Origin of the sequence: Massilia pseudoviolaceinigra (assembly GCF_030846505.1) — a bacterium.
GTDB lineage: Bacteria > Pseudomonadota > Gammaproteobacteria > Burkholderiales > Burkholderiaceae_D > Telluria_A > Telluria_A violaceinigra.
The window spans coordinates 133,874-158,939 of sequence record NZ_JAVCWL010000016.1; the positions used below are offsets into that span (position 1 = coordinate 133,874).

3 protein-coding genes are annotated in these 25,066 nt (G+C 67.5%); all 3 read right to left on the reverse strand.

Features of this window, described 5'->3' with window-relative positions; translation table 11 throughout:
- Positions 1-684: 684 nt before the first annotated feature.
- From RBA40_RS17325 to RBA40_RS17335, 3 genes are read right to left on the reverse strand one after another with little or no spacing between them, the layout of a single operon-like run.
- A complete protein-coding gene (locus RBA40_RS17325) occupies positions 685-2,448 on the reverse strand; it encodes an ABC transporter ATP-binding protein (protein ID WP_306649033.1) in 1,764 nt (587 codons plus the stop codon).
- A complete protein-coding gene (locus tag RBA40_RS17330) occupies positions 2,445-4,037 on the reverse strand; it encodes an MBL fold metallo-hydrolase (protein WP_306649034.1) in 1,593 nt (530 codons plus the stop codon). Before RBA40_RS17330 ends, RBA40_RS17325 begins: the two co-directional genes overlap by 4 nt.
- Complete coding sequence (locus tag RBA40_RS17335; RefSeq protein WP_306649035.1) at positions 4,034-25,063, reverse strand: non-ribosomal peptide synthase/polyketide synthase; 21,030 nt, start codon at positions 25,061-25,063, stop codon at positions 4,034-4,036. The genes RBA40_RS17330 and RBA40_RS17335 overlap by 4 nt, the downstream gene beginning before the upstream one ends.
- Positions 25,064-25,066 lie beyond the last annotated feature (3 nt).

Consider the following 25,066-nt stretch of genomic DNA (forward strand, 5'->3'; position numbering starts at 1 on the left):
GATTTCATCGAGCGCGGGTGACTGAATGTCGGAATAAATCAGCACTTCCCTGACACATAGGGGCGATCAATTGATTCGCCCCTATGCTACTCTTAATCTTACTCTACGCGGAGAAGGCGTACCGAGCTATTAATGGTCGTGCCAGTGATTATAAAGTAAGCGCATACCGGTGACGCTGGGTCAAAGTTAAACCATGGCAAGGCGGTCCGGTCTTCCCCCCCAGAAACTGCTATACATAACTGAACTGGTTGTGGAATACCCCCGACTGGGCCTGGCACCCCGTGATCGCCCGGGTTATATGTCTCGCTTTGCCCTGATGGAATTACTCCTCCCTGTGAACCGCTCACTACACCAGAACCATTCCAATCAAAATAATTGCAGCCCGTGGCGCAAACAAAGCCACCGTCATCCGTCAGATTAAAGCTCCCAATGGTTTGCATTTTTGGCCCTTTGTGTTTAATTTTCGTCAAAGTTCACGATAATGAATGCCAAGCCTAACACGGCTTCTACGCATTGGATGCAAAAAAGGCACTATGGACGCACGGATGTATTCATCCGACACCATGCCGGGCTCGTGCGATAAAATGGACGCCGCGCGTACGTGCGGCGCAATCACGTTCTGGCCGCGTACCCGGAGCCCGCGGAGCGCCGCAGCGCGCGCAGCGATCAGCGCGCACCTTGCCGTCAGCCGTGCATCGCCGGGCGCTCCGGCACGTTCTGGAATTGGCGCGCCACCAGCCTTGCATAATAAGGGTGAGAGCCAATCAATTCATGATGGTTCCCGGCACCCGATATTTTTCCTCCCTCCAGAAAGTAAATGCAGTCCGCATGCATGACAGTGGCCAGGCGATGCGCAACGACGATGTTGGTACGCCCCTGCATCAGCGATTCGAGCGCTGTTTTCACCTGGTGCTCGGTTTCGCTGTCCAGGTTCGACGTCGCCTCATCCAGGATCAGGATGGCCGGGTTGCGCAGGAACATGCGGGCGATGGCGATCCGTTGCCGCTGGCCGCCAGACAGGTTGTTGCCCTGCTCGATCAGCAGCGTGTCCAGTCCCTGCGGCATCTGGTCGATGAACGCCAGCGCACCGGCTTTTTCCGCCGCCGCCAGCACCATCGCATCGGTATACCGGCCAGCCAGGCCGTAAGTGATGTTCTCGCGCACGCTGCCGGGCATGATAGGCGCACCTTGGGCCACGTAGCCGATCTTGCCGCGCCAATCGGCCAGCCCAAGCTGCTCGATCGGCACGCCGTCGTAAAGCAGTTCGCCTTCCGACGGCTGGTAAAAGCGCTCGATCAGCGACAGGATCGTGGTCTTGCCATTACCGCTCGCCCCCACCAGCGCCGTCGTCGTCCCGGGCCGGAACACCAGATCGAGTCCTTCCAGGACCTTGCGCTCCTGGCCAGGGTAGGCAAACGACACCCCCCTGAACACCAGCGTGCCATCGTCGCCGTCGCAGGTGGCGCGCGCAGCGCCCTGCTCTTCTTCGCACTCGTCGAGCAGCGCGCCGATACGGCTGGACGCGCCCTTGGCCTTTTGCAGCTCCGCGGCGAAATTGGTCAGCTGAATCAGCGGCGCGGCCACGTTGAAGATGTAGAGGATGAAGGCGGTCAGGGTGCCGATGGTGATCGCCCCGCTGCTCACCCGGCCAGTCCCGTAGACCAGGATGATGATGATCGCCGCCGTCAGCGCCAGGCCGATGACCGGCTCGAGGGCGGCATTGATTTTCGAGGCCTTCAAGCCAAGGCGCCGCAGCTCCTCGATTTCCTCGCCGCTGCGTGCGCGCTCGCGCCCTTCCGCAGTGAACGCCTTGACCAGGCGTATTTCGGAAAACACGTGGGTCAGGATGCCGCCCAGCTTGGCCGTGCGATCCTGCGTGCTGCGCGCCAGCCCTTCGAGCAGCAAGGCCAGGGGGATGACCACGCAGAAGGCGCCCGCCACGCAGCCGAGCAAGGTCAGGGTCAGGCGCACGTCGAGCATCAGCAGTACGCCCACCGACCCACCCAGCAGCAGCACGCCGGTGAGCAGGTTCACCGCCTGCTTGGTGGCCAGGTCGGAAATGGCATCGCAGTCGCTCAACACGCGGCTGACACGTTCGCCCGTGCTGTCCTGGTCGAAGGCCGCCACCGGCAGCTTGAGCAGCTTGTCGACCAGCATGGCGCGCAGGCTCGCCACCAGCCCATGCCCGACGCGCGCCAGCAGGTAGGCCGACAGCGCCGACGCCAGCGCGGCGCCAACCAGAATCGCGGCCAGCAAGCCGATACTGAGCGGATCGGTCTTGCCTGCCGCCAGTTCGTCCACCACGCGCCGGGCCAGCAGGGGAAAGCACAAGGTTCCGGCGGCCGACAGCAGTGCAATGGCTGCGGCGGCGCCCAGCTGGCCGGCGGATGGCCGGGCGACGCGCAGCAACCGCCATAACAGGCCGTACGACGTTGCGGCCCCGCTCACAACATCAGTTCCATCTTGCCGAACAGGACATCGGCCTGCTTGCCCTGCCCGCGCACGGTCTTCTCGACGATGCGCGCTTCCTTGAACTGGGTCGACTCTTCCGAGTACAGGATGCTGGTGATGTGCGTGAGCCAGGGTTCGGCCCCCATGGCGTAGATGAACAGGCGCTTCGGATCGAAGTATTCCTGCATCTTGAGAGCCTTGGCGGCGTCGCACCCATCGAGGCGGCGCGACTGATCCTCGCCGCGGGTGAGCATTTTTTGCAGCAGGGGGCCGTACAGCCAGGTTGCCGGCGCGCCGACGCACTCCATGCCGAGGAACAGGCAGTCGATCCGCGGCATCATTTTCTTGAGCGGCTCGTAGAATTCCGGCGCCGGCGGATTCGAATCGGCGAAGAACAGGCACGCCGCGCCCTGCATCTCGATGCCGAAGGCGAGCTTGGTGCGAATATCGAGATCGGCATGTTCGCCGTAGAACGGCGCGCCGATGATGCGCCCCCCCTCGAACTCCAGCGTTTCGTACTCGCCCAGTTCCACCACGTGCCCGAAACCGCAGCGCAGCAGCATCAGCTTGAGCGAAATATCCTGCAGGTTGCCGCCGCCGGCACGGCCCACCACCACGCAATCGACCTTGCTGCGCAGGCGCAGCAGCGTTTCGAAGACGATGTGATCCTGGTGCGGGTGCGTGATGAGCACATAATCGAGCCGCTCGGGCAGGTCGTCGAACGTGAAATGGTCGATGCGCGACTCGTCCGGGTAGCTGATCAAGGGGTCGATCAGGATACTCACGCCGCCGCACTCCATCAGCACGCAGGCGTGGCCCAGGTAGCGGATGCGCACCGTATCGGCCGGTCCGCTCCGATGGCCCTCGGCCACGCGGCGCTCGGTGAACATGGTTTCCAGCAGCGGCATGTCGCGCGCCGGGTCATCCACGCGTGGGCGCAGCATTTCCATCAGTTCGGCGGCATCGTGGGCGCCGCCGTGCAGGTGGTTCCACAGCGGGTCGCCGAACGGCAGGCGCAGTTCGACCGAGCTGTCGCGGCGCTTGATCTGCGGTGTGCTCAGGACGAAAGTACGCGGCTCGTAGGTCGCTTTTTCGAGCACACAGGTTTGCAGCGAGGTGTCGTACAGCGGGCTGTCGTAAAACACCGATTCGATGAAACGCGCATTGGGCTGTTTGCACAAATCGTACGACAGCTCGACGCCGTTGCGGATCTGCGGATCGATCTGGGCGTACAGGCCGGGCACGCCCGCGCCCTTGGCCTGGTTTTGCAGCATCTGGTACATCGCGCCGATGGCGTCGGCGCAGCGCAGTTGCGGCGCGCAGCGCTCCAGGGTGCGGTCGCGAAAGCGCGCCATGTCGGCCGGGTCGTCCGCGTAATTGATGAACGGGCCGCCGAGCAGCTCCGGAATCAGCGCCGACTCCAGGTGCTGGGCCGGGTCTTCGATGAACGACTCGAGCATGGCCAGGTGCGCATGCTTGGTGTACAGGCCGAAGGTGAGCGGCGACACCAGGTACGGATGCGCGAACCAGGAATTGACCAGGGGGACGCTGCGAACATTCGGTGCGAGGGATTTCAGAGTTTTCATTGGCGTTTCGCTTTGGAAGAAGAGTTGATGAATGGGTTGAGCGGCATCACGTCGGCATCGACCGCCCATGCGTCGGCCGCGGCGCCGGCCAGCAGATCCACGAACGGCTGCTTCAGGATGTTCATGTGATTGCTGCCTTCGAGCGTTTGCACATCGACCCGGTCGGCCAGGCGCTGCCAGCGCGCCAGCTTCTCGGGAGCCGACATGGCCGCCCTGCGCGCCGAGCCGGCCGTCTCGGCAACGTCGGCATTGACGAGCAGGATCGCACCCGCATACGGGCCAGCCGGCTCGTAGCTGGTATTGAGGTGGCTGCCGAATACGCGCAGCAAGCCTTGCAGCTTGTCCACCGGCGTGCGCGGCGGCAGAACCCCGGCCGCGCTCAAGCGTTCCATCAGGTGCGCCAGTTGTCCCGCTTCGTCCAGGCCAGCGAGCCTGGCGCGGTCCACGCCGAGCGCCTGTGCGCGGTCCATCTCCAGCAGGTCGATGAACAGGGTCAGGGTTTGCAGGCGGTCCGAATGGCGTACCGGCCCGGGTGGCTCGCAATCGACCAGTACCACCTGCGCCACAGTTTCGCCAGCCTGCACCAGCAGGCGCGCCAGTTCCAGTGCGATCCAGCCGCCGAACGAGTGACCCAGCAGGCGGTATGGCCCGCGCGCGGCGTGCGCCCGCACTTCGGGCAGGTAGGCACGGGCGGCCGCCTCCACGGTGGCATGCGGCACGCAGCTGCCGTCGTGGCCCCGTGCCTGCAAACCGATCACCGGTTCAGCATCGCCCAGGGCGTGCACCAGAGGCAGGAAGGCGGTGACGTTGGCACCCGCGCCTGGCACGCAGAACACCGGGGAGTGTCCCTTGCGGCCCGACTGCAGGGTGATGGCCGCCTTGTCGGGCGCCACCGCCTCCAGCGTCGGCAGCGCTTCGGCGTCGGCCAGCACGCGCTTGATGCGCGCCGCCAGCGTTTCGATGTACGGCTCCTCCATGATGGTCTTGTGGTCGCCCCCGATGACGCTCAGGTGCAGGTGGCGGCGCAGCAGCGCGTGCCAGCCGATCGAGGGATCGGCGCCTTCGGCCGGTTCGCCCGCGAACAGATGCACGGAGATCGGCAGCGGCTGCGGAACATAGTTGGCGCAGGCCAGGATCAGCTGCGCGAAGCGCGCCGAGCGCCACGTCAGCTCCTCGGTGGTAAAGGCGGCCGGCAGCCAACCGCGTTCGCGGCAGGTGGCCACGGCCGCATCGATGCTGCCCAATGCCTGCAGGTCGCGCACCCGCATCATGTCCAGGCTCGTGTCCAGGTAACTGGCGTACACCTCCAGGAACACCCAGCGCATCGCCGCTTCATCGGGCATGGCTTCGGCGACCTTGTAGCCGGGCCGGCCGCTATCGATCAGGCCGAGGAATTCCACCGATTCGTCTTCGCCCAGCAGCTGGTGCGCCATTTCGTAGGCGATCAGCCCCCCGCCGGACCAGCCGGCGAGGCGGTACGGGCCGTGCGGCTGCACCGTGCGGATCACGTCCAGGTAACGGCGCGCCAGTGTCTCCATCCGCACCGGCCGGTCGGCATCGGCGCGGCCGGCTTGCACGCCGTAGACAGGCATGTCGTCGCCAAAGTGACGCGACAGCCTTTCGTACGACAGCACCTCGCCGGTGGGCTCGTGCAGGAAGAACAGGGGCCGGCGCGCGCCGCCCAGGCGCAGCGGCACCAGATGGTGCGACAGCGACAGCGCCGCCGACCGCTGGATGCGCGCGGCGATATCCTTGAGCATGGGGCTGTCGAAAATGCTGCGCATCTCGACCTGCATTCCCTGCTGGCGCAGGCGCTCTACCATCTGGATGGTCAGCAGCGAGTGGCCGCCCAGCGCGAAGAAGTCATCCTCGCGCCCCACCAGATCGACATCGAGCAGCTCCGCCCAGATGCACGCCAACGCGGTTTCCACCTCGCCCTGCGGCGCGGCGTACTGATTGCGGGCGTAGGCCGCGCCTTCCGGTGCCGGCAGGGCCTGACGATCGAGCTTGCCGTTGGGCGTGAGCGGCAAGGCATCGAGCACCACGATCGCGGCCGGCACCATGAATTCGGGCAGCACCTGCGCCAGGGCCGCGCGCATCCCCTGCGCATCGACCTCGCCGGCGCCGGCGACCACGTAGGCCACCAGGCGCTTGTCGCCCGGCCGGTCTTCGCGCGCCGCCACGACCGCATCGTGCACGCCATCCTGGCGCCGCAGCTGCGCTTCGATCTCGCCGAGTTCGATGCGCAGGCCGCGCAGCTTGACCTGACGGTCGTTGCGGCCCAGGTAGTCGAGCGTGCCGTCGGCAGTCCAGCGTCCCAGGTCGCCGCTCTTGTACATGCGCGCCCCGTCATGGCCAGCGAATGGATCTGGCACGAAGCGCTCCTGCGTCAGCTGCGGCAAATTCAGGTAACCGCGCGCCACGCCCACGCCACCGATATGGATCTCGCCCGCGACACCGGTGGGTACTGGCTGGCCGTGGCGGTCCAGCAGGTAGATCGCGGTATTGGCGATCGGCCGCCCGATTGGTGGCGCGCCCGTGTGGCCGCCCGCCACGCACGGCTGGAAGGTGGCCCAGATCGTCGTTTCGGTCGGGCCGTAGGCATTGACGAACACCCTGCCCGCCGCCCAGCGCTCGACCAGCTCCCGGCTGCACGCCTCCCCCGCCACGACCAGGGTGCGCACCCCCGCCAGTCCGGTGCCCGGATCGAGTCCGTTCAACACCGCCGGTGTCAGGGTGACGTGGGTGATGGCGTGCGCGGCCAGTGCCTCGGTCAGTACCGGGCCGGCGAGCAGCGCGCCGGGCGCCGGCACGTGCAGGGCCGCGCCGTGGCACAGCGCCATGACCAGCTCGAACACGCAGGCGTCGAAACTCGGCGAAGCGCATTGCAGCACGCGGCTGGCCGGGTCGATGGCCAGCGTGCGGGTCTGTGCCTGCGCCACATTGCACAAGCCGCGGTGCTCGACCATCACGCCTTTCGGCTGCCCGGTCGACCCCGACGTGTAGATCACGTATGCCAGGCTGGCCGGGGTCAGCCCGACCGCTGCCGGATCGGGATCGGTGAGCGGCTGGCGCAGCCATGGCTGCGACTCGCCATCGAGGACCAGGACCGGCACCGTGGCCGCCGCCGGCATGCCCGCCACGGTCAGCAAGGCCACCGGCGCACTGTCGCGCAACATGTAGTCGAGCCGTTCGCGCGGATAGGCCGGGTCCAGCGGGACGTAGCCCGCGCCAGCCTTGAGCACGGCCAGGATCGCGACGACCAGCTCCACGCCGCGCGGTGCGCAAATGGCCACGCGCTCGTCAGGCTGCACGCCCAGACTACGCAAATGATGCGCAAGCTGGTTGGCGCGTTCGTTGAGCTGCCCGTAGTCCAGGCAGCGGCCCTGGTGCTCCAGCGCCGCTGCCCGTGGTGCGCGCGCCACCTGCTGCTCGAACAGCTGGTGGATGCACAGGCTGTCCGGGAACGCCTGCGCGGTGTCGTTCCAGCGCACCAGCAATCGTTCGCGTTCGGCCGCGTCAAGGATGTTGATGCCCCATGCCGGCAGGTGCGGCGCCGTCTCGAGCGCCTCGACCAGTCCATTCAGCGCCTGCGTCATGTAGTCGCATATCCGCTGCGGATCGACCGGTTCGGCGATCTGCGCACTCAGGCCGAAGTCTTCGCCCAGGTCGTCAACCGACAGGCTGAATGGATAGTTGCTGCGTTCTTCCGCGGCCAGCACCGTGATGCCCTGCGCCCAGGCGCCGGTGACGCTGTCGCTGGCCTGCTGCCCGCTGTGGCGATAGTTAAGCAGTGCCGAGAACAATGGCGTGCCGGCCGCCAGTGCGCTGCTGCGCTGCGCCAGGGCGAGCGACGCGTGCTCGTGCTGCATCAGCTGCGCCAGCAGCGCGTGCGTTTCACGGATGCCCTGTTCCACGCTCACTTCACCGAGGCGCACGCGTAGCGGCAGGGTATTGATGAACAGGCCCAAGGTGCGTTCGGCACCGGCGCCCGGCTGCATGCGGCCGAACAGCACGGTGCCAAATACCACGTCCTCGCGGCCGGTGGCCTGCCCCAGTACCTGGGCCCAGGCCCAGTGGAACAGGCTGGCCGCACTGACGCCGAGGCTGCGGGCCTGGCGCCTGATGCGTTCCGACAGCGCTGGCGCGAGCAGTTGCTGCGCCTCGCGCACCGTGCTGCCGTCGCCCTGCACGTTGGCCAGGCCAAACGGCGCCGTCGGCTCGTCGACATCGCCCAGCATGGTGCGGAAAAAGGCTTCGTGCTCCTGGCGGCTCACGCCCAGGCGCGCTTGCGCGACGAAATTGCGGAACGGGACAGGCGGCGGCAGCTCGTCGGCGCGTCCGGCTTCGATCATCGCCATTTCCTCGAACAGCAGATCGAGCGTGGTGTGGTCGGTAACCAGGTGGTGCTCGAGGAGCAGCAGCAACCAGCGTCCATTGTCCGGATCGGGCGCGGCAAAACCGCGCATCAGCGGGGCCTGACCGAGGTCGATGCGCATGCTGCGCGGATCGGCATGGGCGCGCAACATGGCGGCCACGTCGCCGTTTGCGAGCGCCGGCGTTTCCAGCACGAACGGCGCTTCGCGCCACACCACCTGCACCGGCTCGGGCAAGCCTTCCCATTGCACGGAGGTGCGCAAGGCGTCATGGCGCGCGATGACCTGCCCCAGTGCCTGCACGAAGCCGTCGAGCCGCTCGCGCGAATCGAACGCCAGCGTGGCTGCCGACAGATACAGGTCGCCTTCGGCCTGCAGCAGGTGGTGGAACAGGATTCCCTCCTGCAGCGGTGCGAGCGGATAGATGTCCTGCACATTGGCGGCGCCGCCGGCGACCGTGCCCGCAATGCGCGCGATCTGTGCGGCGTCGAGCGCCACCAGCGGCAGCATGTCGGGCGTGATCGCAGTGCATCCGGACGGGATGCGGTTCGGTGGAACCACCACCTCGCGCGCATTCTCCGTGCCGGTGGCGCCGGCCAGACCGGCGACCGTCGGCCGCAGGAACAAGGTGCGGATGTCGACCGGCATCTGGCTGCGGCGCATGCGCTCCATCAGCTGCACGGCCAGCAGCGAATGGCCGCCGAGTTCAAAGAAATTGTCGTCGCGGCCGACACGCTCGACATGCAGCAGTTCGGCCCATATCCGCGCGAGCGCGTTTTCCGCCTCTCCCTGCGGTGCGCAATAGGCACGCTGCGCATAAGCCGTTCCTTCCGGCGCCGGCAAGGCATGCCGATCGAGCTTGCCGTTCGGCGTGAGCGGCAAGGCATCGAGCGTGACGAAGGCGGCCGGCACCATGTAGTCGGGTAGTGCCTGCGCCAGGGCTGCGCGCAGCACCCCGGCATCGGCCGCGCCAACGACGTAGGCCACCAGGCGCTTGTCGCCGGGATTATCCTCGCGTGCCAGCACCACGGCCTGGCGCACGCCAGGCTGCCTGGCCAGCAGCGCCTCGATTTCGCCCAGCTCGATGCGAAAGCCCCTCAGTTTCACCTGATGATCGTTGCGCCCGAGGTATTCGAGCGATCCGTCCGCCAGCCAGCGGCCCAGGTCACCGCTGCGGTACATGCGTGCGCCCGCCTCGCCCGCGAACGGGTCGGGCACGAAGCGCTCCTGCGTCAGCTGCGGCAGGTTCAGGTAACCGCGTGCCACGCCCACACCGCCGATGTGGATTTCGCCGGCCACGCCAAGGGGCACCGCTTGGCCATGGCGGTCCAGCAGGTAGACCGGCGTGTTTGCCACCGGGCTGCCGATCGAACGCGGATTGGTGCCGGGTTGGCAGGTCAGTATGCTGGCGTTGATGGTCGCTTCGGTCGGACCATACGCGTTGACCAGCACCGGACGGTGGCCGGGCCGGGCCCACCATGCGTCGAGCGCGGCGGCGGCCACGCCTTCGCCGCCGATGCTGATCTGGCGTAGCGATGCCGGCAGCGCCACGTGCGGCGCCTGGGCGATCTGCTGCCAGAACATGGTCGGCAGGTTAGCCACGGTCAGCGCATTCGATTCGGCCAGTTCGCACCAGCGCTGGGCGTCTGCAATCCACACTGGCGAGCCCAGTACCAAAGTGGCGCCGCTCACCAGGGCGCCGAAGATCTCCTCGACCGACATGTCGAAGCTCGGCGCGGCAAATTGCAGCACGCGGTCGGCGGGACCGAGCGCGTACAGCCGCCCAAGCGCCGTGATCTGGTTGCACAGGCCGCGGTGCTCGATCATCACGCCTTTCGGCGCACCGGTGGAGCCGGAGGTGTAGATCACGTACGCCAGGTGCGACGCAGCCAGGCCGACTGCCGCGGGTTCCGGGTTATCGGTCGGCTGGTGAAGCCAGGATGGCGCTTCCAGATCGCTCTGCGTGAGCTGCGCCACCGGTGCGCTGTCGCGCAGCATGTAATCGATCCGCTCCTGCGGATAGGCCGGGTCCAGCGGCACATACGCGGCGCCGGCTTTCAGGACGCCGAGAATGGCGACCAGCATGTCCAGGCTGCGCGGCGCGCAGATGGCCACGCGCTGGTCCGGCTGCACGCCGAGCTGGCGCAAGTGATGCGCCAGCTGATTGGCACGGGCATTGAGTTCGCTGTAGCTCAGTGCCCTGCCCTCCTGCTCGGCCGCGGTCGCGTGCGGGGTGCGCTCCACCTGCTGTTCGAACAGCTGGTGGATGCAGGCATTGTCCGGATACGGCTGGCGTGCGTGCCGCCATGCCGCTTCCAGTTGCTGGCGTTCGCCCGCGTCCAGCAGGTCGATGCGGTCGAACGCCTGGATGTCGTCGCGCACCATGCCTTCCAGGACCGTGTGCAGGCGCGCCAGATGCCGTTCGATGGTGGCGCGGTCGTACAGCGCGGCCGCATATTCCATCGTGCCGACAATGCGCTCGCCGCTTTCCTGCAGGGTCAGCGACAGGTCGAATGCGGTGCTGCGGTCACTCGGCTCCGGCAATTCTTCCAGGCGCAGGTCGCCCAGCTGCACGGCGTCGTGCGGCATGTTCTGCCACGCGAACATCAACTGGAAGATGCTGCTGTAGTTGAGCGCCCGCTCCGGATTGAGAACCTCGACCACCTGCTCGAACGGCACGTCCTGGTTGCTTTGCGCTTCCAGCACGCGCTGCTTGGCCTGGGCCAGCAGGTCGGCCACCGTGGGGCTGTCGCTGACATCGAGCCGCAGCGCCACGGTGTTGACGAAGAAGCCGATCATGGGTTCGAGTTCGACCCGGCCGCGATTGGCGACCGGCGAGCCGATGACGACTTCGTCCTGCCCGGCCAGGCGCGCCGCCAGCGCGGCCCATGCCGCCAGCAAGGTCATATACAAGGTGGTGCCATGCTTGCGCGACAATGCCTTCAGGCCCGTGCACAGGGCGGCATCGATGGCGAACGACAGGCTCTGGCCCGTATAGTCCTGCATCGCGGGCCGCGGGCGGTCGCTCGGCAGGGTAGTCAAGGCAGGAGCGCCCGCCAGTTGCCGCTTCCAGTAGGCCAGCTGCTCCTGGGCCGGCGCCGCGCCCAGCCAGCCACGCTGCCACAGGGCGTAGTCGGCATATTGCACCGGCAGCGGCGGCAGAGGGTCAAGATCATGCGCCAGCCCATCGACCGCATAGGCGTTGTACAAGGCGCTCAGTTCGCGCGCCAGCACACCCATCGACCAGCCGTCCGACACCACATGGTGCACCGTCAGCAGCAAAATGTGTTCCTGCTCGCCCAGGCGCAGCAGGCGGGCACGGATCAGCGGACCTTGGCCCAGCTCGAGCGGGGTACTCGCTTCCACCCGGCCCCAATGGTCGACGCCCGCCTGCGGCTGCGCGTCGGTGCTCAGGTCATGGCGCACCAGGGTCAGGCCGGTGCTGGCGGCGATGCGCTGCACCGGGGCGCCGTCGAGCAGCTCGAAATGGGTGCGCAGCGCTTCGTGGCGGTGCACGATGCGGTCCAGGGCGCAGCGCAGCGCGCGCTCGTCCAGCCGGCCATGCAGGCGCATGCCGCCGCTGATGTGGTAGGCGGCACTGGCGGCCTCGCCCATCTGGGCGATGAACCACAGGCGCTGCTGCGCGAACGAGACCGGAATGTCATGCGGGCGCGGGCCGGCTACCAATGGCGGCAAGCCTTGCGCCGGCGCCTTGTGCGCCAGGGTCGCGAACGCATGCAGCACCGGCTGGGCAAACAGGTCCGACAGCGCCACCTCAAGGCCGAGACGCTGGTGCAGGCGCGAGATCATCTGCACCGCCAGCAGCGAATGACCACCGAGTTCAAAGAAGTGGTCGCGCCGGCCGACCTGCTCCACCTGCAGCAGTTCACTCCAGAGCGCGGCCAGCGCCGATTCCACCGGGCCTTGCGGCTCCTCGTAGACGCGGGTGCTGAAAGCGCCATCCTCCGGCGCCGGCAAGGCGCGCCGATCAAGTTTGCCGTTCGGCGTGAGCGGCAAGGCGTCCATGCAGACGTAGGCCGCCGGCACCATGTACTCCGGCAGACGGCCGGCCAGGTGCAGGCGCAGCGACTCCGGCGTGCACAGTTCCGGTTCCGGGGTGCTGAAGTACGCCACCAGCCGCCGCTGGCCGGGCTGGTCTTCGCGCGCCAGCACCACGCAATCGCGCACGCCGGGGGCGGCCAGCAGCACCGTTTCGATTTCGCCCAGTTCGATGCGGAAGCCCCGCACCTTGACCTGCTTGTCGACCCGGCCGACGAATTCGATGTTGCCGTCCGCGCGCCGCCGTCCCAGGTCGCCGCTGCGGTACATGCGCGCGCCTGGGTTACCCGCAAACGGATCGGGGACAAAGCGCTCCTCGCTCAATTCGCGCCGGTTCAGGTAGCCGCGCGCAATGCCGGCGCCGCCGATATGGATTTCGCCGGCCACGCCCAGCGGCACCGGCGCACCGTGGGCGTCGAGCAGGTAAATGCGCTTGTTGCCGATCGGCTGGCCAATCGGCGGGTCGCCCGCCTGCTGTGCATCGCAACGGAAAACCGTGGCGCACACCGCGGTTTCGGTCGGACCGTAACCGTTGATCAGGGTGCGGCCGGCAGCCCAGCGCCGCACCAGCGCGTGGCCCGACGCTTCGCCGGCCATGACCAGGGTGGTGATCGAATCCATGCGCGCGCTGTCGGGCAAGGCCGCCAGCACGGCCGGCGGCAGGATGGCGTGACTGATGCCATGCTTGTCGGCGACGGCGAGCAGGCTGTCGCCGGCCAGTGGCACATCCGACGCCACCATGTACAGGGCGGCGCCATGGCACAGCGCCATGATGACCTCGAAAATGCAGCCGTCGAAACTGAACGACGCAAATTGCAGGATGCGGCTTGCGGCCGTGACGCCGAAACTGTCGATCTGCGCCTGCGCCAGGTTGCACAGGGCGGCGTGCTCCATCATCACGCCCTTCGGCGTGCCGGTCGAACCGGAGGTGTAGATCACGTAGGCCAGATGCGCGTCGGTCAGGCCCAGCGCGGCCGGATCGGGATTGGTGGCCGGTTTATCCTGCCATGGCGCGGCCGCATCGTCCAGTTCCAGCACGGTGGCGGTGAGCAGCGCGCGGCTGGCCGGCAGCCGTTCCTGCAGGTCGGCGTGGGTCAGCACGACGCGCGGGCGGCTGTCGTCGAGCATGAATGCCAGGCGCTCGGCGGGATAGCCTGGGTCGAGCGGAACGTAGGCGGCGCCGGCCTTGAGCGTGGCCAGCAAGGCGACGATCATGTCGGCCCCGCGCGGCAGCGCAATGGCGACCCGCATATCCGGCCGCAGGCCCAGCTTGATCAGGTGATGCGCGAGCTGGTTGGCGCGCGCATTGAGTTCGGCGTAGCTGAGCGGTGCGCTGTCGTCCACCACCAGCGCGGCGGCGCTGGGCGAACTGGCCGCGTGCAGTTCAAACAGTTGATGGATGCAGCGGCCTGCGTCGATCGCTACAAAGGTATCGTTCCAGCCGTCGAGCAGTTGGCGGCGTTCGTCGGCGGGCAGGATTTCCAGCTCGCCGCTGGTGGTGGCCGGTGCATTGTCGAGCGCATCGGCCAGATGGTCGAGCGCCGTGTGCATGTAGCGGCACACGCGCATCGGGTCGATCGGACGCTGGGCGTTGGCCGTGAGCGAAAATGCTTCGCCATGGTCGTCCACCTTCAACACCAGCGGGAAGTTACTCAATTCCTCGCCGTGCAGCACCTTCATCCCTTCCCATACCTGCTGCGCCGGTGGGCTGTGACGGTAATTGAATCCGGCCGAGAACAGCGGCACCGAGGCCGCCATGCCGCTGCAGCGCTGGGCCAGCGACAGTGGCGCGTGCTCGTGATGCAGCAGTTGCGCCAGGCGTTCATGGGTATCGCGCACGGCCGCTTCGACCGGGGTGTCGTCAAGGCGGATGCGCACCGGCAGCGTGTTCATGAACAGGCCCAGGACCCGGTCGGCGCCGCTGCCGCCATGCATGCGGCCAAACAGCGCGGTGCCGAAGACGACATCATCGCGCCCGCTGGTGCGCGCCAGTACCTGCGCCCACGCCAGGTGGAACAGGCTGGTGGCACTGACGCCAAGGCGGCGCGCATGCTGGCGCAGGCGCAGGGCCAGCCCCGCGTCGAGCGGCAGGCGCGCCTCGTCGACGTTGGAGCCGTCGCCCTGCATGTCCAGCAAGCCAAATGGCGCGGTCGGTTCGTCGACGTCGCCCAGCATCTGGCGGAAGAATTGCTCGTGTTCCTGCACACTCACGCCGAGGCGCGCCTGCGCCACGAAATTGCGGAACGGGACCGGCAGCGGCAGTTCCTGCGCGCGGCCGGCCTGGATCAGCGCCATTTCCTCGAACAGCACGTCGAGCGTGGTGTGGTCGGTCACCACGTGGTGCAGCAGCAGTTGCAGCAGCCAGCAGCCGGTCTTGTCGTCGAAAGCGGCAAAGCCATGCATCAGCGGCGCGCGCCGCAGGTCGATGCGAAAGTGACGCGGATCGGCGTGGGCGCGCAGCTCGGCCGGCGTGTCGACGCCGGGCAGGACCAGTGTTTCGACGTCAAACGTGGCGTCGCGCCAGACCACCTGCACCGGCTCGGGCAAGCCTTCCCACAGCAGCGCGGTGCGCAGCGCATCGTGACGCATGACCACCTGCTGCAAGGCGCCTGTAAAGGCATCGAGCCGCTCGCGCGAGTCGAACGACAAGGTGGCCGACAGCAGGTAGGCATCACCCTTGTTCTGCAGCAGGTGATGGAACAGGATGCCTTCCTGCAGGGGCGCGAGCGGATAGATGTCCTGCACATTGGCGGCGCCTCCGGGGACGGTGGCGACGATGCGCGCGATCTGTTCGGCGTCCAATCCCACCAGCGGCAGCATGGCTGGCGTGATCGTGGTGCAGCCGGCCGGGATGCCGTTGGGCGGCACCACCACGTCGCGCCGGCCGGCTTGCCCGGCCTGGTCCACCGCTTGTGCCAGCGCGGCCAGGGTCGGTTGCGAGAACAGGGTGCGAATGTCGGCGAACAGCTCCTGGCGGCGCATGCGTTCCATCAGCTGCACGGCCAGCAGCGAGTGGCCGCCCAGTTCGAAGAAGTGGTCGTTGCGCCCTACCCGCTCCACTTGCAGCAGGGTGGCCCAGATGGCGGCCAACGCCGTTTCGGTCGGACCTTGCGGCGCCTCCCAGGTCCGCTGCGCATACGCCGAGCCTTCCGGCGCCGGCAGTGCCTTGCGATCGAGCTTGCCGTTCGCGCTCAGGGGCAAGGCATCGAGCACGACGCAGGCGGCGGGAACCATGTACTCGGGCAGCTCGCGCGCCAGCGCCGCGCGCACCGACTGCGTGTCGACCTGGCCAACAAGATAGGCGACCAGGCGCTTGTCGCCCGGACTGTCTTCGCGTGCCAGTACCACGGCTTCGCGCACGCCCTCTTGGCGCACGAGGTGCGCTTCGATTTCGCCAAGTTCGATGCGCAGGCCGCGGATCTTGACCTGGTGATCGTTCCGGCCGAGGAATTCGACGCTGCCGTCGGCCAGCCAGCGCCCCAGGTCACCGGTTTTGTACATGCGCGCGCCCGGCTTGCCGGCGAACGGATCGGCCACGAAGCGCTGGCGCGTCAGTTCGTCGCGGTTCTGGTAACCGCGCGCCACCTGCACGCCGCCGATGTGGATTTCGCCAGGCACGCCAATCGGCGCCGGCTGGCCGTATCGATCGAGCAGGTAGATGGCGGTGTTGGCAACCGGCCGGCCGAGCGGAATATTGTCAGGCAAATCGACGCCGGCGCAGTGCCAGGCGGTGACGTCGACGGCCGCCTCGGTCGGGCCGTACAGGTTGTACAGCTGCGCGTCGGGCGCGCATTGCCGGAAGCGCCGTGCCAGTGCGCCGGGCAAGGCTTCACCGCTGCACACGACCCGTTTCAGGCCGGTGCAGCGCTCGGCCGCGCCGCCATCGACGAACGCCTGGAGCATCGACGGCACGAAGTGGACGGTGGTGATGCCGTGTCGTTCGATGGTATCTGCCAGGTAGGCCGGGTCTTTATGGCCGTCCGGGCGTGCCATCACCAGGCGCGCGCCATTCATCAGCGGCCAGAAAAACTCCCATACCGACACATCGAAGCTGAACGGCGTCTTTTGCAGCACCGCGTCACTCGCGTCCAGGCGGTAGGCTTCCTGCATCCACAGCAGGCGATTGACCACGCCCAGATGCTCGTTCATCACGCCCTTGGGCTGGCCGGTGGAGCCGGAGGTGTAGATCACGTACGCCAGGTTCGATGGGCTCAGGCCCAGTGCGGCGGCGTCGGGATTTTTGCCCGGGAGCGCCTGCCATGGCGGATTGGTGGCGTCGAGCTGCAAAACGGGCAGGTCCGACGGTACGGCGAGGCGGCGCGCCAGACTGGCCTGGGTCAAAAGCACCAGCGGAGCGCTGTCTTTGAGCATGAAGGCGAGGCGTTCCTCCGGATAGGCCGGGTCGAGCGGGACGTAGGCGCCGCCGGCCTTGAGCACGGCCAGCAGGCCCACCACCATTGCGGCGCCGCGCTCGAGGCACAGCGCGACGCGCTGGTCCGGCCCCACGCCAAGCATGCGCAGATAGGCGGCCAGGCGGTTGGCCTGCTCGTTCAATTCCCCGTAGGTCAGGCGCGTGTCGCCGGCCTCCAGCGCAACGGCGAGCGGGGTACTGCGCACCTGCGCTTCGATCAGTTCGTGGATGCACAGGTCCTGGCGATAGTCGCGCACGGTGTCATTCCAGCCGCGCAGGACCTGCTCGCGCTCGGCCGCGTCGAGCAAGCCGGCGAACAAATGCGCGCCGTCTGCCTCGCGCGCCATCGTCACCAGGGCCGCCTGGTAGGCTGCGGCGATGCGTGCTCCCTGGCGCGCCGATAGCCGCGCCGGATCGCGTTGCAGCGACAAGGTCAGCCTGTTTCCTTCCTGGGCCGCGTTGAAGGTCAACGCGTGGTTGGTGGCTTCAAACGCCTGGCCTTCCAGGAATTGAAGCGACTCCACATTGCGCAAGCCGTCGTAGACATAGAAGTTGACGAAGTTGAAGGCCGTCTCGAACAGCGCGCGGCGCCCGTTTTCCTGCATGATGCGGGCGTACGGATAGGCGCGGTACGGCATCACCGCCAGTTCCGACTTGAAGGTGGCCACGATCAGGTCCTTCCAGCTGCCTGGTTCGATCGCCTGGCGCAGGGGCAGCGTGTTCAGGTACAGGCCAAGCACCTTGTCGCCGTCCTGTTCGCCCGGACGCGAATGCGAAACCATCCCTGTCAGGACGTCGCTCTCGCCCGAGAACAGTGCCATCACGCGCACGTGCGCGGCCAGCAGCAGTGTACGCAAAGGCACGTGCAGCTCGCGCGCCAGGGCGTCCAGCTGCGCCGTCACACCTTCCGGCAGCGTGATGGCGGCTGTGCGCGACGCATCGACGTCGTTGTCCGCATCGCGCGGCGGCAGGCTGGCGACCGTGCGGCCGGCCAGGTAACCGGTCCAGAACTCGGTGGCGGACGTCGAGGCGAGGATGGCCTGTTCGGCGGCGACGGCCTGCCTGAAGCTGCACGCAAGCGCCGGGGCGTCGATACGCTCGCCCGCCCGCAAGGCCTGGTATACCTGGAACAGTTCGGTGACGAACGATGCCACGCTCCAGCCGTCCAGGATCGCATGGTGGAAGCTGAGCGTGAGCTGGAAGCTGTCGCGGCCACGTTGATGGATGAAGATCCGGAACATCGGCGCTTCGCCCAGCGCAAAGCCGTTGCCGCGCTCCTGACGCAGCCAGTCGCTGATCAGGTGTTCCTGCCGCGCCGCGTCGAACGCGCTGATGTCGCTGATGTCGGCGGCGATGCGCGCGCCCCTGTGCACCAGTTGCAGGGCGACGCTGTAGGTGCGCAGGTCGAACGAGGTACGCAGGACCGGGTGGCGCGCCACGACCGTGTCCAGCGCCTCTTGAAACATCCCGGCATTCCAGCCCTCGATGCGCAGGTGATGGCTGAAGACATCGTGATACACGCTGCCGTCGGCCGACATCTGGTTATGGAATACCATGCCCAGTTGCAGGCAGGTCAGTTCGTAGGCGTCTTCGACGTCGCCTGGCAGCAGCGCGGCGTCGGCGGGCGAGAGCGCCATCGCGCTGGCGGCGGGCGCGGTGGCGGCGGCGTCGGGTTGGGCGCGCGCCAGTGCGGCGGCCACACCGGCCACCGTCAGGTGGCTGAAAATGTGCTCAATGGCGAGCGCAAGCCCTCGCTCGCGCGCTTTTGAAACGATCGAAATGGTGCGCATCGAGTCGCCGCCCAGGGCGAAGAAGTTATCGTGCACGCCGACCCGGTCGATCCCGAGCACGTCGGCCCAGATCGACGCGATGCATTCTTCGGCTGGGTTGCGCGGCGCGCAGTAACCCGCGTCGCTGCGCGCCACATCCGGCGCCGGAAGCGCTGCATGGTCGAGTTTCCCGTGCACGGTCAGCGGCAGGCCGTCCAGGCACACGATGTAGGCCGGTACCATATAGTCCGGCAGCACCTGCGCCAGCTCCTCGCGGATCGCCATGCCGTCGCCGTGGACCTCCCTGTCGCGCGGGACAACGTAGGCGGCCAGGCGCTTTTCGCCCTGGGCGTCGTCGATTGCCAGCACCACCGCCTCGCGCACGACGGGCAGGTGCAGCAGGCGCGCCTCGATTTCGCCCAGCTCGATGCGAAAGCCTCGCACCTTGACCTGGGCATCGTTACGGCCCATGAATTCGATCGATCCGTCGCGCAGGCGCCGGCCAAGGTCGCCGGTGCGGTACAGGCGCTGGCCGCCGCCGGGCTGGAACGGGTCGTCGATGAAGCGTTCGGCGGTCAGCTCTAGCCGGTTCAGGTAGCCGCGCGCCACGCCGGCGCCGCCGACATGCATTTCGCCGACCACGCCGATTGGCGCGGGGCGGCCCTGCGTATCGAGGATGTGCACAGCCAGGTCGGGAATCGGCATGCCGATCGGGCTGCCGCTGCCCTGCGCGTCCGCCGGGGTGAGCTCGCGGTAAGTTACGTGCACGGTCGTTTCGGTGATGCCGTACATATTGACCAGGCGCGTGCGTTCGCCATTGCGGGCGTACCACGGCTTGAGCATGGCCGGTTGCAGCGCCTCGCCGCCGAAGACGATGTAGCGCAGGCTGTGGACGGCGTCGCTCGCCCCCTGGCTGGCGATGAAGCGGCGGAAGGCACCGGGTGTCTGGTTCAGGACCGTCACGCCCTCCGCGCACACCAGCCGGTAAAAATCGTCCGGCGAGCGCGCGGTGGCCTGCGGCACCACGACCACGCGGCCGCCGTGGAGCAAGGCGCCCCACATCTCCCATACCGAAAAGTCGAAGGCGTACGAGTGGAACATGGTCCAGACATCGTTCGGGCCGAAGCCGAACCAGTGGGCGGTGGCGGCAAACAGGCGCCCGACGTTGGCGTGTTCCACCATCACGCCTTTCGGCAGGCCGGTCGAACCCGAGGTATAGATGATGTAGGCCATGTGGTGCGACCGCAGCCCGACGGCGTCCGCGCGCGGGTTGCTCGTGGCGTTGTGCGCCCAGGCGGGCTGGCTTTGCGAGAGGTCGAGCACCGGCACGGCGTGCTCCACTGCCTGCAGCGTGCCCTCATGGGTAATGAGCACCTTCGGCGCGCTGTCGTGCAGCATGTGCGCCAGGCGCGCGGCCGGGTAGGCCGGGTCGAGCGGCACATACGCGCCGCCGGACTTGAGCACGGCCAGGATGGCGACCAGCATGGTGTGATCGCGCTGCACGCAGATGGCGACCCGGTCGTCCGGCCGCACGCCCAGCGCGCGCAGATGATGCGCGAGCTGGTTGGCCAGCGCGTTCAGGTCACGGTAATTCAAGTCCGTGTCGCCATGGCGCACGGCGATGGCGTCCGGCGTGCGCTCGACCTGCTGCTCGAACTGTTCGTGAATGCAGAATGGCTGCGGGAAGCTGCGCACGGCATCGCTCCACGGCGCCGCGCCGTGTGCGGCGGCGACAGGGGTGCGTTCGCCCTTTTCGAGCGCGCCGGCCAGTGCTTCCAGTTCGCGCAATACGTCGTCGCAGATCTGGCGCGCTTCGACCGGCAATGCCACCTGTACGGTCAGCAGGAAGTCCTGACCCAGGTCATCGACCGACAGGCCGAATGGATAGTTGGTGCGTTCCTGGGATGACAGCACCTCGATGCCTTCGTCCCAGCCGCCTTCGGCCTGTTCGTCGCGGCCGGCGCTGTGGCGGAAATTGAGCAGCGCCGAGAACAGCGGTTTGCCTGCCGGCAGAGCGCTGCAGCGCTGGGCCAGCGACAGTGGCGCGTGCTCGTGGCGCACCAGTTGCAGCAAGTTGTCGTGAATGGCGCGCAGTTCTTCCTGCCCGCTGGCAGCGCCCAGGCGCACCCGCAGTGGCAGGGTATTGATGAACAGGCCCATGGCGCGGTCGGCGCCGGCGCCGCCCTGCATGCGGCCGAACAGCACGGTGCCGAAAATGACGTCGTCAACCCCGCTGCCTTGGGCGACGACCCTGGCCCAAGCCCAGTGAAACATGCTCGCCGCACTGACGCCGGCGGCCCGCGCCTGGCGGCGGATGCGCTGCGACAGCACGGGCGTGAGGCGGCGCTGGACTTCCTCCACGTTGCTGCCATCGCCCTTGACGTCGGCCAGGCCGTAGGGCACGGTGGCTACGTCGACGTCGCCCAGCATCCGGCGGAAGAACGCTTCGTGCTCCTGCGCCCTGCCCTCCAGGCGCGCCTGGGCCACGAAATTACGGAACGGGACCGGCTCGGGCAGTTCGTCGGCCCGGCCGCCCTGGATCGCCGCGATCTCCTGGAACATGACGTCCAGGGTCGTGTGGTCTAGGATCATATGGTGCAGCAGCAGTTGCAGCAGCCAGCGCCCGCTCTTGTCGTCAAAAGCGCTGAATCCCCGCAGCAGCGGCGCCGTGCGCACGTCCAGGCGCACATGGCGCGGATCGGCCAGGGCGCACAGTTGGGCGACCGTGTCGCCCGCCGGCAGTGCCGGGGTGTCGACCGTAAAGCGCGCCCGGCGCCAGACCACTTGCACCGGTTCACTCAAACCTTCCCACAGGATGGCGCTGCGAAGCACGTCATGGCGGTCGATCACCTGCTGCAGCGCCGCGACAAAACCATCCATGCGCGCGCGCGAATCGAAGGCCAGGGTGGCCGACGACAGGTAGGGGTCGCCCTCGGCCTGCAGCAGATGGTGGAACAGGATGCCTTCCTGGAGCGGCGCGACCGGGTAGATATCCTGGATCGCCTGCATCCCGCCCGGCACGGTGCTGGCGATGCGCGCGATCTGGCGCTCGTCCAGCGTCACCAGCGGCAGCATGGCAGGGGTAATCTCGGCGCAGCCGGCGGGAATGGCATTGGGCGGCACCGCCACTTCGCCTCCGCCGGTACCGGCGGCCTGGTCCACCGCCTGCGCCAGCGCGGCCAGCGTCGGCTGCGAGAACAGGGTGCGGATGTCCGCGCCCAGATGCACGCGGCGCATGCGTTCCATCAGCTGCACGGCCAGCAGCGAGTGGCCACCGAGTTCGAAGAAGTGGTCGTGGCGGCCGACCTGATCGAGTTGGAGCAGCTCGGCCCAGATGGCAGCCAGCGCCGTTTCGGTGGCGCCTTGCGGCGCCTCGTACGAACGCTGGGCGTAGGCCGAGCCTTCGGGCGCCGGCAGCGCCTTGCGGTCCAGCTTTCCATTGGCGGTGAGCGGCATGGCATCGAGCACGACGCAGGCGGCGGGCACCATGTAGTCGGGCAGTTCGCGCGCAAGGGCCTCGCGCACGGCGTCGGTGTCGACGTCGCCGACCAGATAGGCCACCAGGCGCTGGTCGCCGGGACTGTCCTCGCGCGCCAGCACGACCGCTTCGCGCACGCCGTTCTGGCGGCTCAGATGCGCTTCGATCTCGCCCGGCTCGATGCGCAGGCCTCGGATCTTGACCTGGTGATCGTTCCGGCCCAAAAATTCGATAGTGCCGTTGGCCAGCCAGCGCGCCAGGTCGCCGCTCTTGTACATGCGCGCGTCCGGGAGCTGCGAAAACGGATCCGGAAGAAAGCGTTCCTGCGTCAATAGCGGCTGGTTCAGGTAGCCGCGCGCCACGCTGGCGCCGCCGATGTGGATTTCGCCCGCCACGCCCACCGGGACCGGCTGGCCGTAGCGATCGAGCAGATAGATGCTGGTGTTGGCAATCGGACGGCCGATGTGGACCACGGCGTCGCCGGCACTAACGCGTCCCGATGTCGCCACCACCGTCGATTCGGTCGGTCCGTAGTTGTTGACAACGTCGAACCCAAGACCGCCGGCAGGCAGTTTGCCCAGTCGGTCGCCGCCGACCAGCAGGGTTCTGAGCGGCTTTTTCGCGCCGGCCTCGCGCCGGAAGGCGATGTCGGCAAGCGCCGTCACCAGGAAGCTGCTGTGCAGCTCCTGCTTCTCCCACCAGTCCAGCAGTGCCACCGGATCGCCCGCGGCGTCGGCTGGCGCCAGGGCCAGCGCGGCGCCCATGCACAGCGGCGGCCAGACTTCCCAGGTGCAGGCGTCAAAGGCGATCCCCGCGGTGCTCGATGCGCGTTCTCCCGCGATCAGCGGAAAGGCGTCGGCGTGCCAGCCGACCAGGTTGGCCAGGTTGCGGTGTTCGACCATCACGCCCTTCGGCTTGCCGGTCGATCCGGAGGTGTAGATCACATACGCCAGGTGCGATGGCGAAAGACCGGTCGACGCGCGTTCGGGATTGCTGGCCGGCTGGCTTGCCCACGGCGCGAGCGGGGCATCGAGTTCCAGCACCGCGGCCGTCATCAGGGCCCGGCAAGCCGGCAGGCGCTCCTGCACCGACGCTTGCGTGAGCACCACCTTCGGACGGCTGTCGTCGAGCATGAAGGCAAGGCGGTCGGACGGGTATTGCGGGTCGAGCGGCACGTAGGCGCCGCCGGCCTTCAGGGTGGCGAGCATTGCCAGCACCAGTGGCGTACCGCGTTCAAGCGCGATGGCCACGCGCGTATCGGGGCGTACGCCGAGCGAGATCAGATGGTGCGCCAACTGGTTGGCGCGCTCGTTGAGGGCCTGGTAGGTGAGCGACGCGCCCTCCGCTTCCACGGCGGTCGCACCTGGCGCCTGCGCGGCCCGCCGCTCGAACAGTTCATGGGCGAAGGCGTCGCCGTAATCGCGCCGGGTATCGTTCCAGTCCACCAGTACCTGGCGCCGTTCGGCCTGGCCGAGGATGGCGATCGACGCCACCGGCTGGCTATCGTCACATACCATGCCTTCGAGCAGGGCCTTGAAGTAAGCGGCGTGGCGTTCCATCGTGGCGCGCTCGAACAGCGCGGTGGCAAAGCCCAGGCGGCCCATGATGCGTCCGCCCGCTTCCTGCATGTCCAGCGCGAGGTCGAACTTGGCACTGTGATGGTCGAATTCGAGTTCGCGCAACTCGATCTGGCCAAGCTCCAGCGCTTCGCGCGGCGTGTTCTGCCAGGCGAACATCAATTGAAAGATCGGGCTGTGCGCCAGGGTACGCTGCGGATTGACCGCTTCGACCACCTGCTCGAACGGTACATCCTGGTGGCTTTGCGCCTGAAGCACACATTCGCGTACCTGAGCCAGCAAATCGCTCACGCTCGGATTGGCGCTTACGTCGATGCGCAGCGACAGCGTATTGACAAAAAAGCCGATCAGCGGTTCCAGCTCGACCCGGGTGCGGTTGGCAACCGGCGAGCCGATGACCACCTCGTCCTGGCCGGCCAGGCGCGCGCACAGGGCGCTCCATGCCGCCAGCAAGGTCATATACAAGGTGGTGCCGTGTTTATGCGATAGCGCTTTGAGTCCGGCGCTCAGATTCGCATCGAGCTCGAAGCCGATGCTCTGGCCGGTGTAGTCCTGCACCGCGGGGCGCGGCCGATCGGTCGGCAGCGTGAGCAGCTCGGGGGCGCCGGCCAGCTGCCCGCGCCAGTAGGCCAGTTGCTGCTTCTGCACGGCGCCATCGAGCCACTGGCGCTGCCACAGGGTGTAGTCGGCATACTGCACGGGCAGCGGCGGCAGCGGGTCGTCCCAATGAGCGACGCCTTCGTCGGCGTAGGCGCGATACAGCTCGCCCAGTTCGCGCATCAACACGCCCATCGACCAGCCGTCGGAGACGATGTGGTGCAAGGTAAGCAGCAGAATGTGCTCCCGCTCGCCGAGGCGCAGCAGCCGGGCGCGGATCAGCGGCGCGCGTCCCAGGTCGAACGGTTCGGCCGCTTCGTGGCGGCTCCAGTGGGCAATCGCCGCCTGGCGCGCATGCGGGTCGTCCGCGCTGATGTCATGCCGCACCACGGCGAAGCGTCCGTGCGGCTCGATGCATTGCTGCGCGCGGCCATCGACCAGCGCGAAGCGGGTGCGCAGCGCTTCGTGGCGCTGCACGATGCGGTCCAGCGCGGCATTGAGCGCGTCTTCGTCGAGGTGCCCGTCGAGCGCCAGGGCACCCGGAATATGGTAAGCCACGCTGGCTTCCTGTCCCATCTGGGCGATGAACCACAGGCGCTGCTGGGCAAACGACAGCGGCCACGAGCCGCCCGGCGTTGCGCGCACGTCGATCGGCTCGCGCTGGGTGGAACCCTTGCGCTGGAGTTTGGCGGCCCGCGCGCGGGCCAGCAAAGCTTCCCTCTCGGATGGATCCAGGTTTTCCAATGATGCGTTAGTCATTTT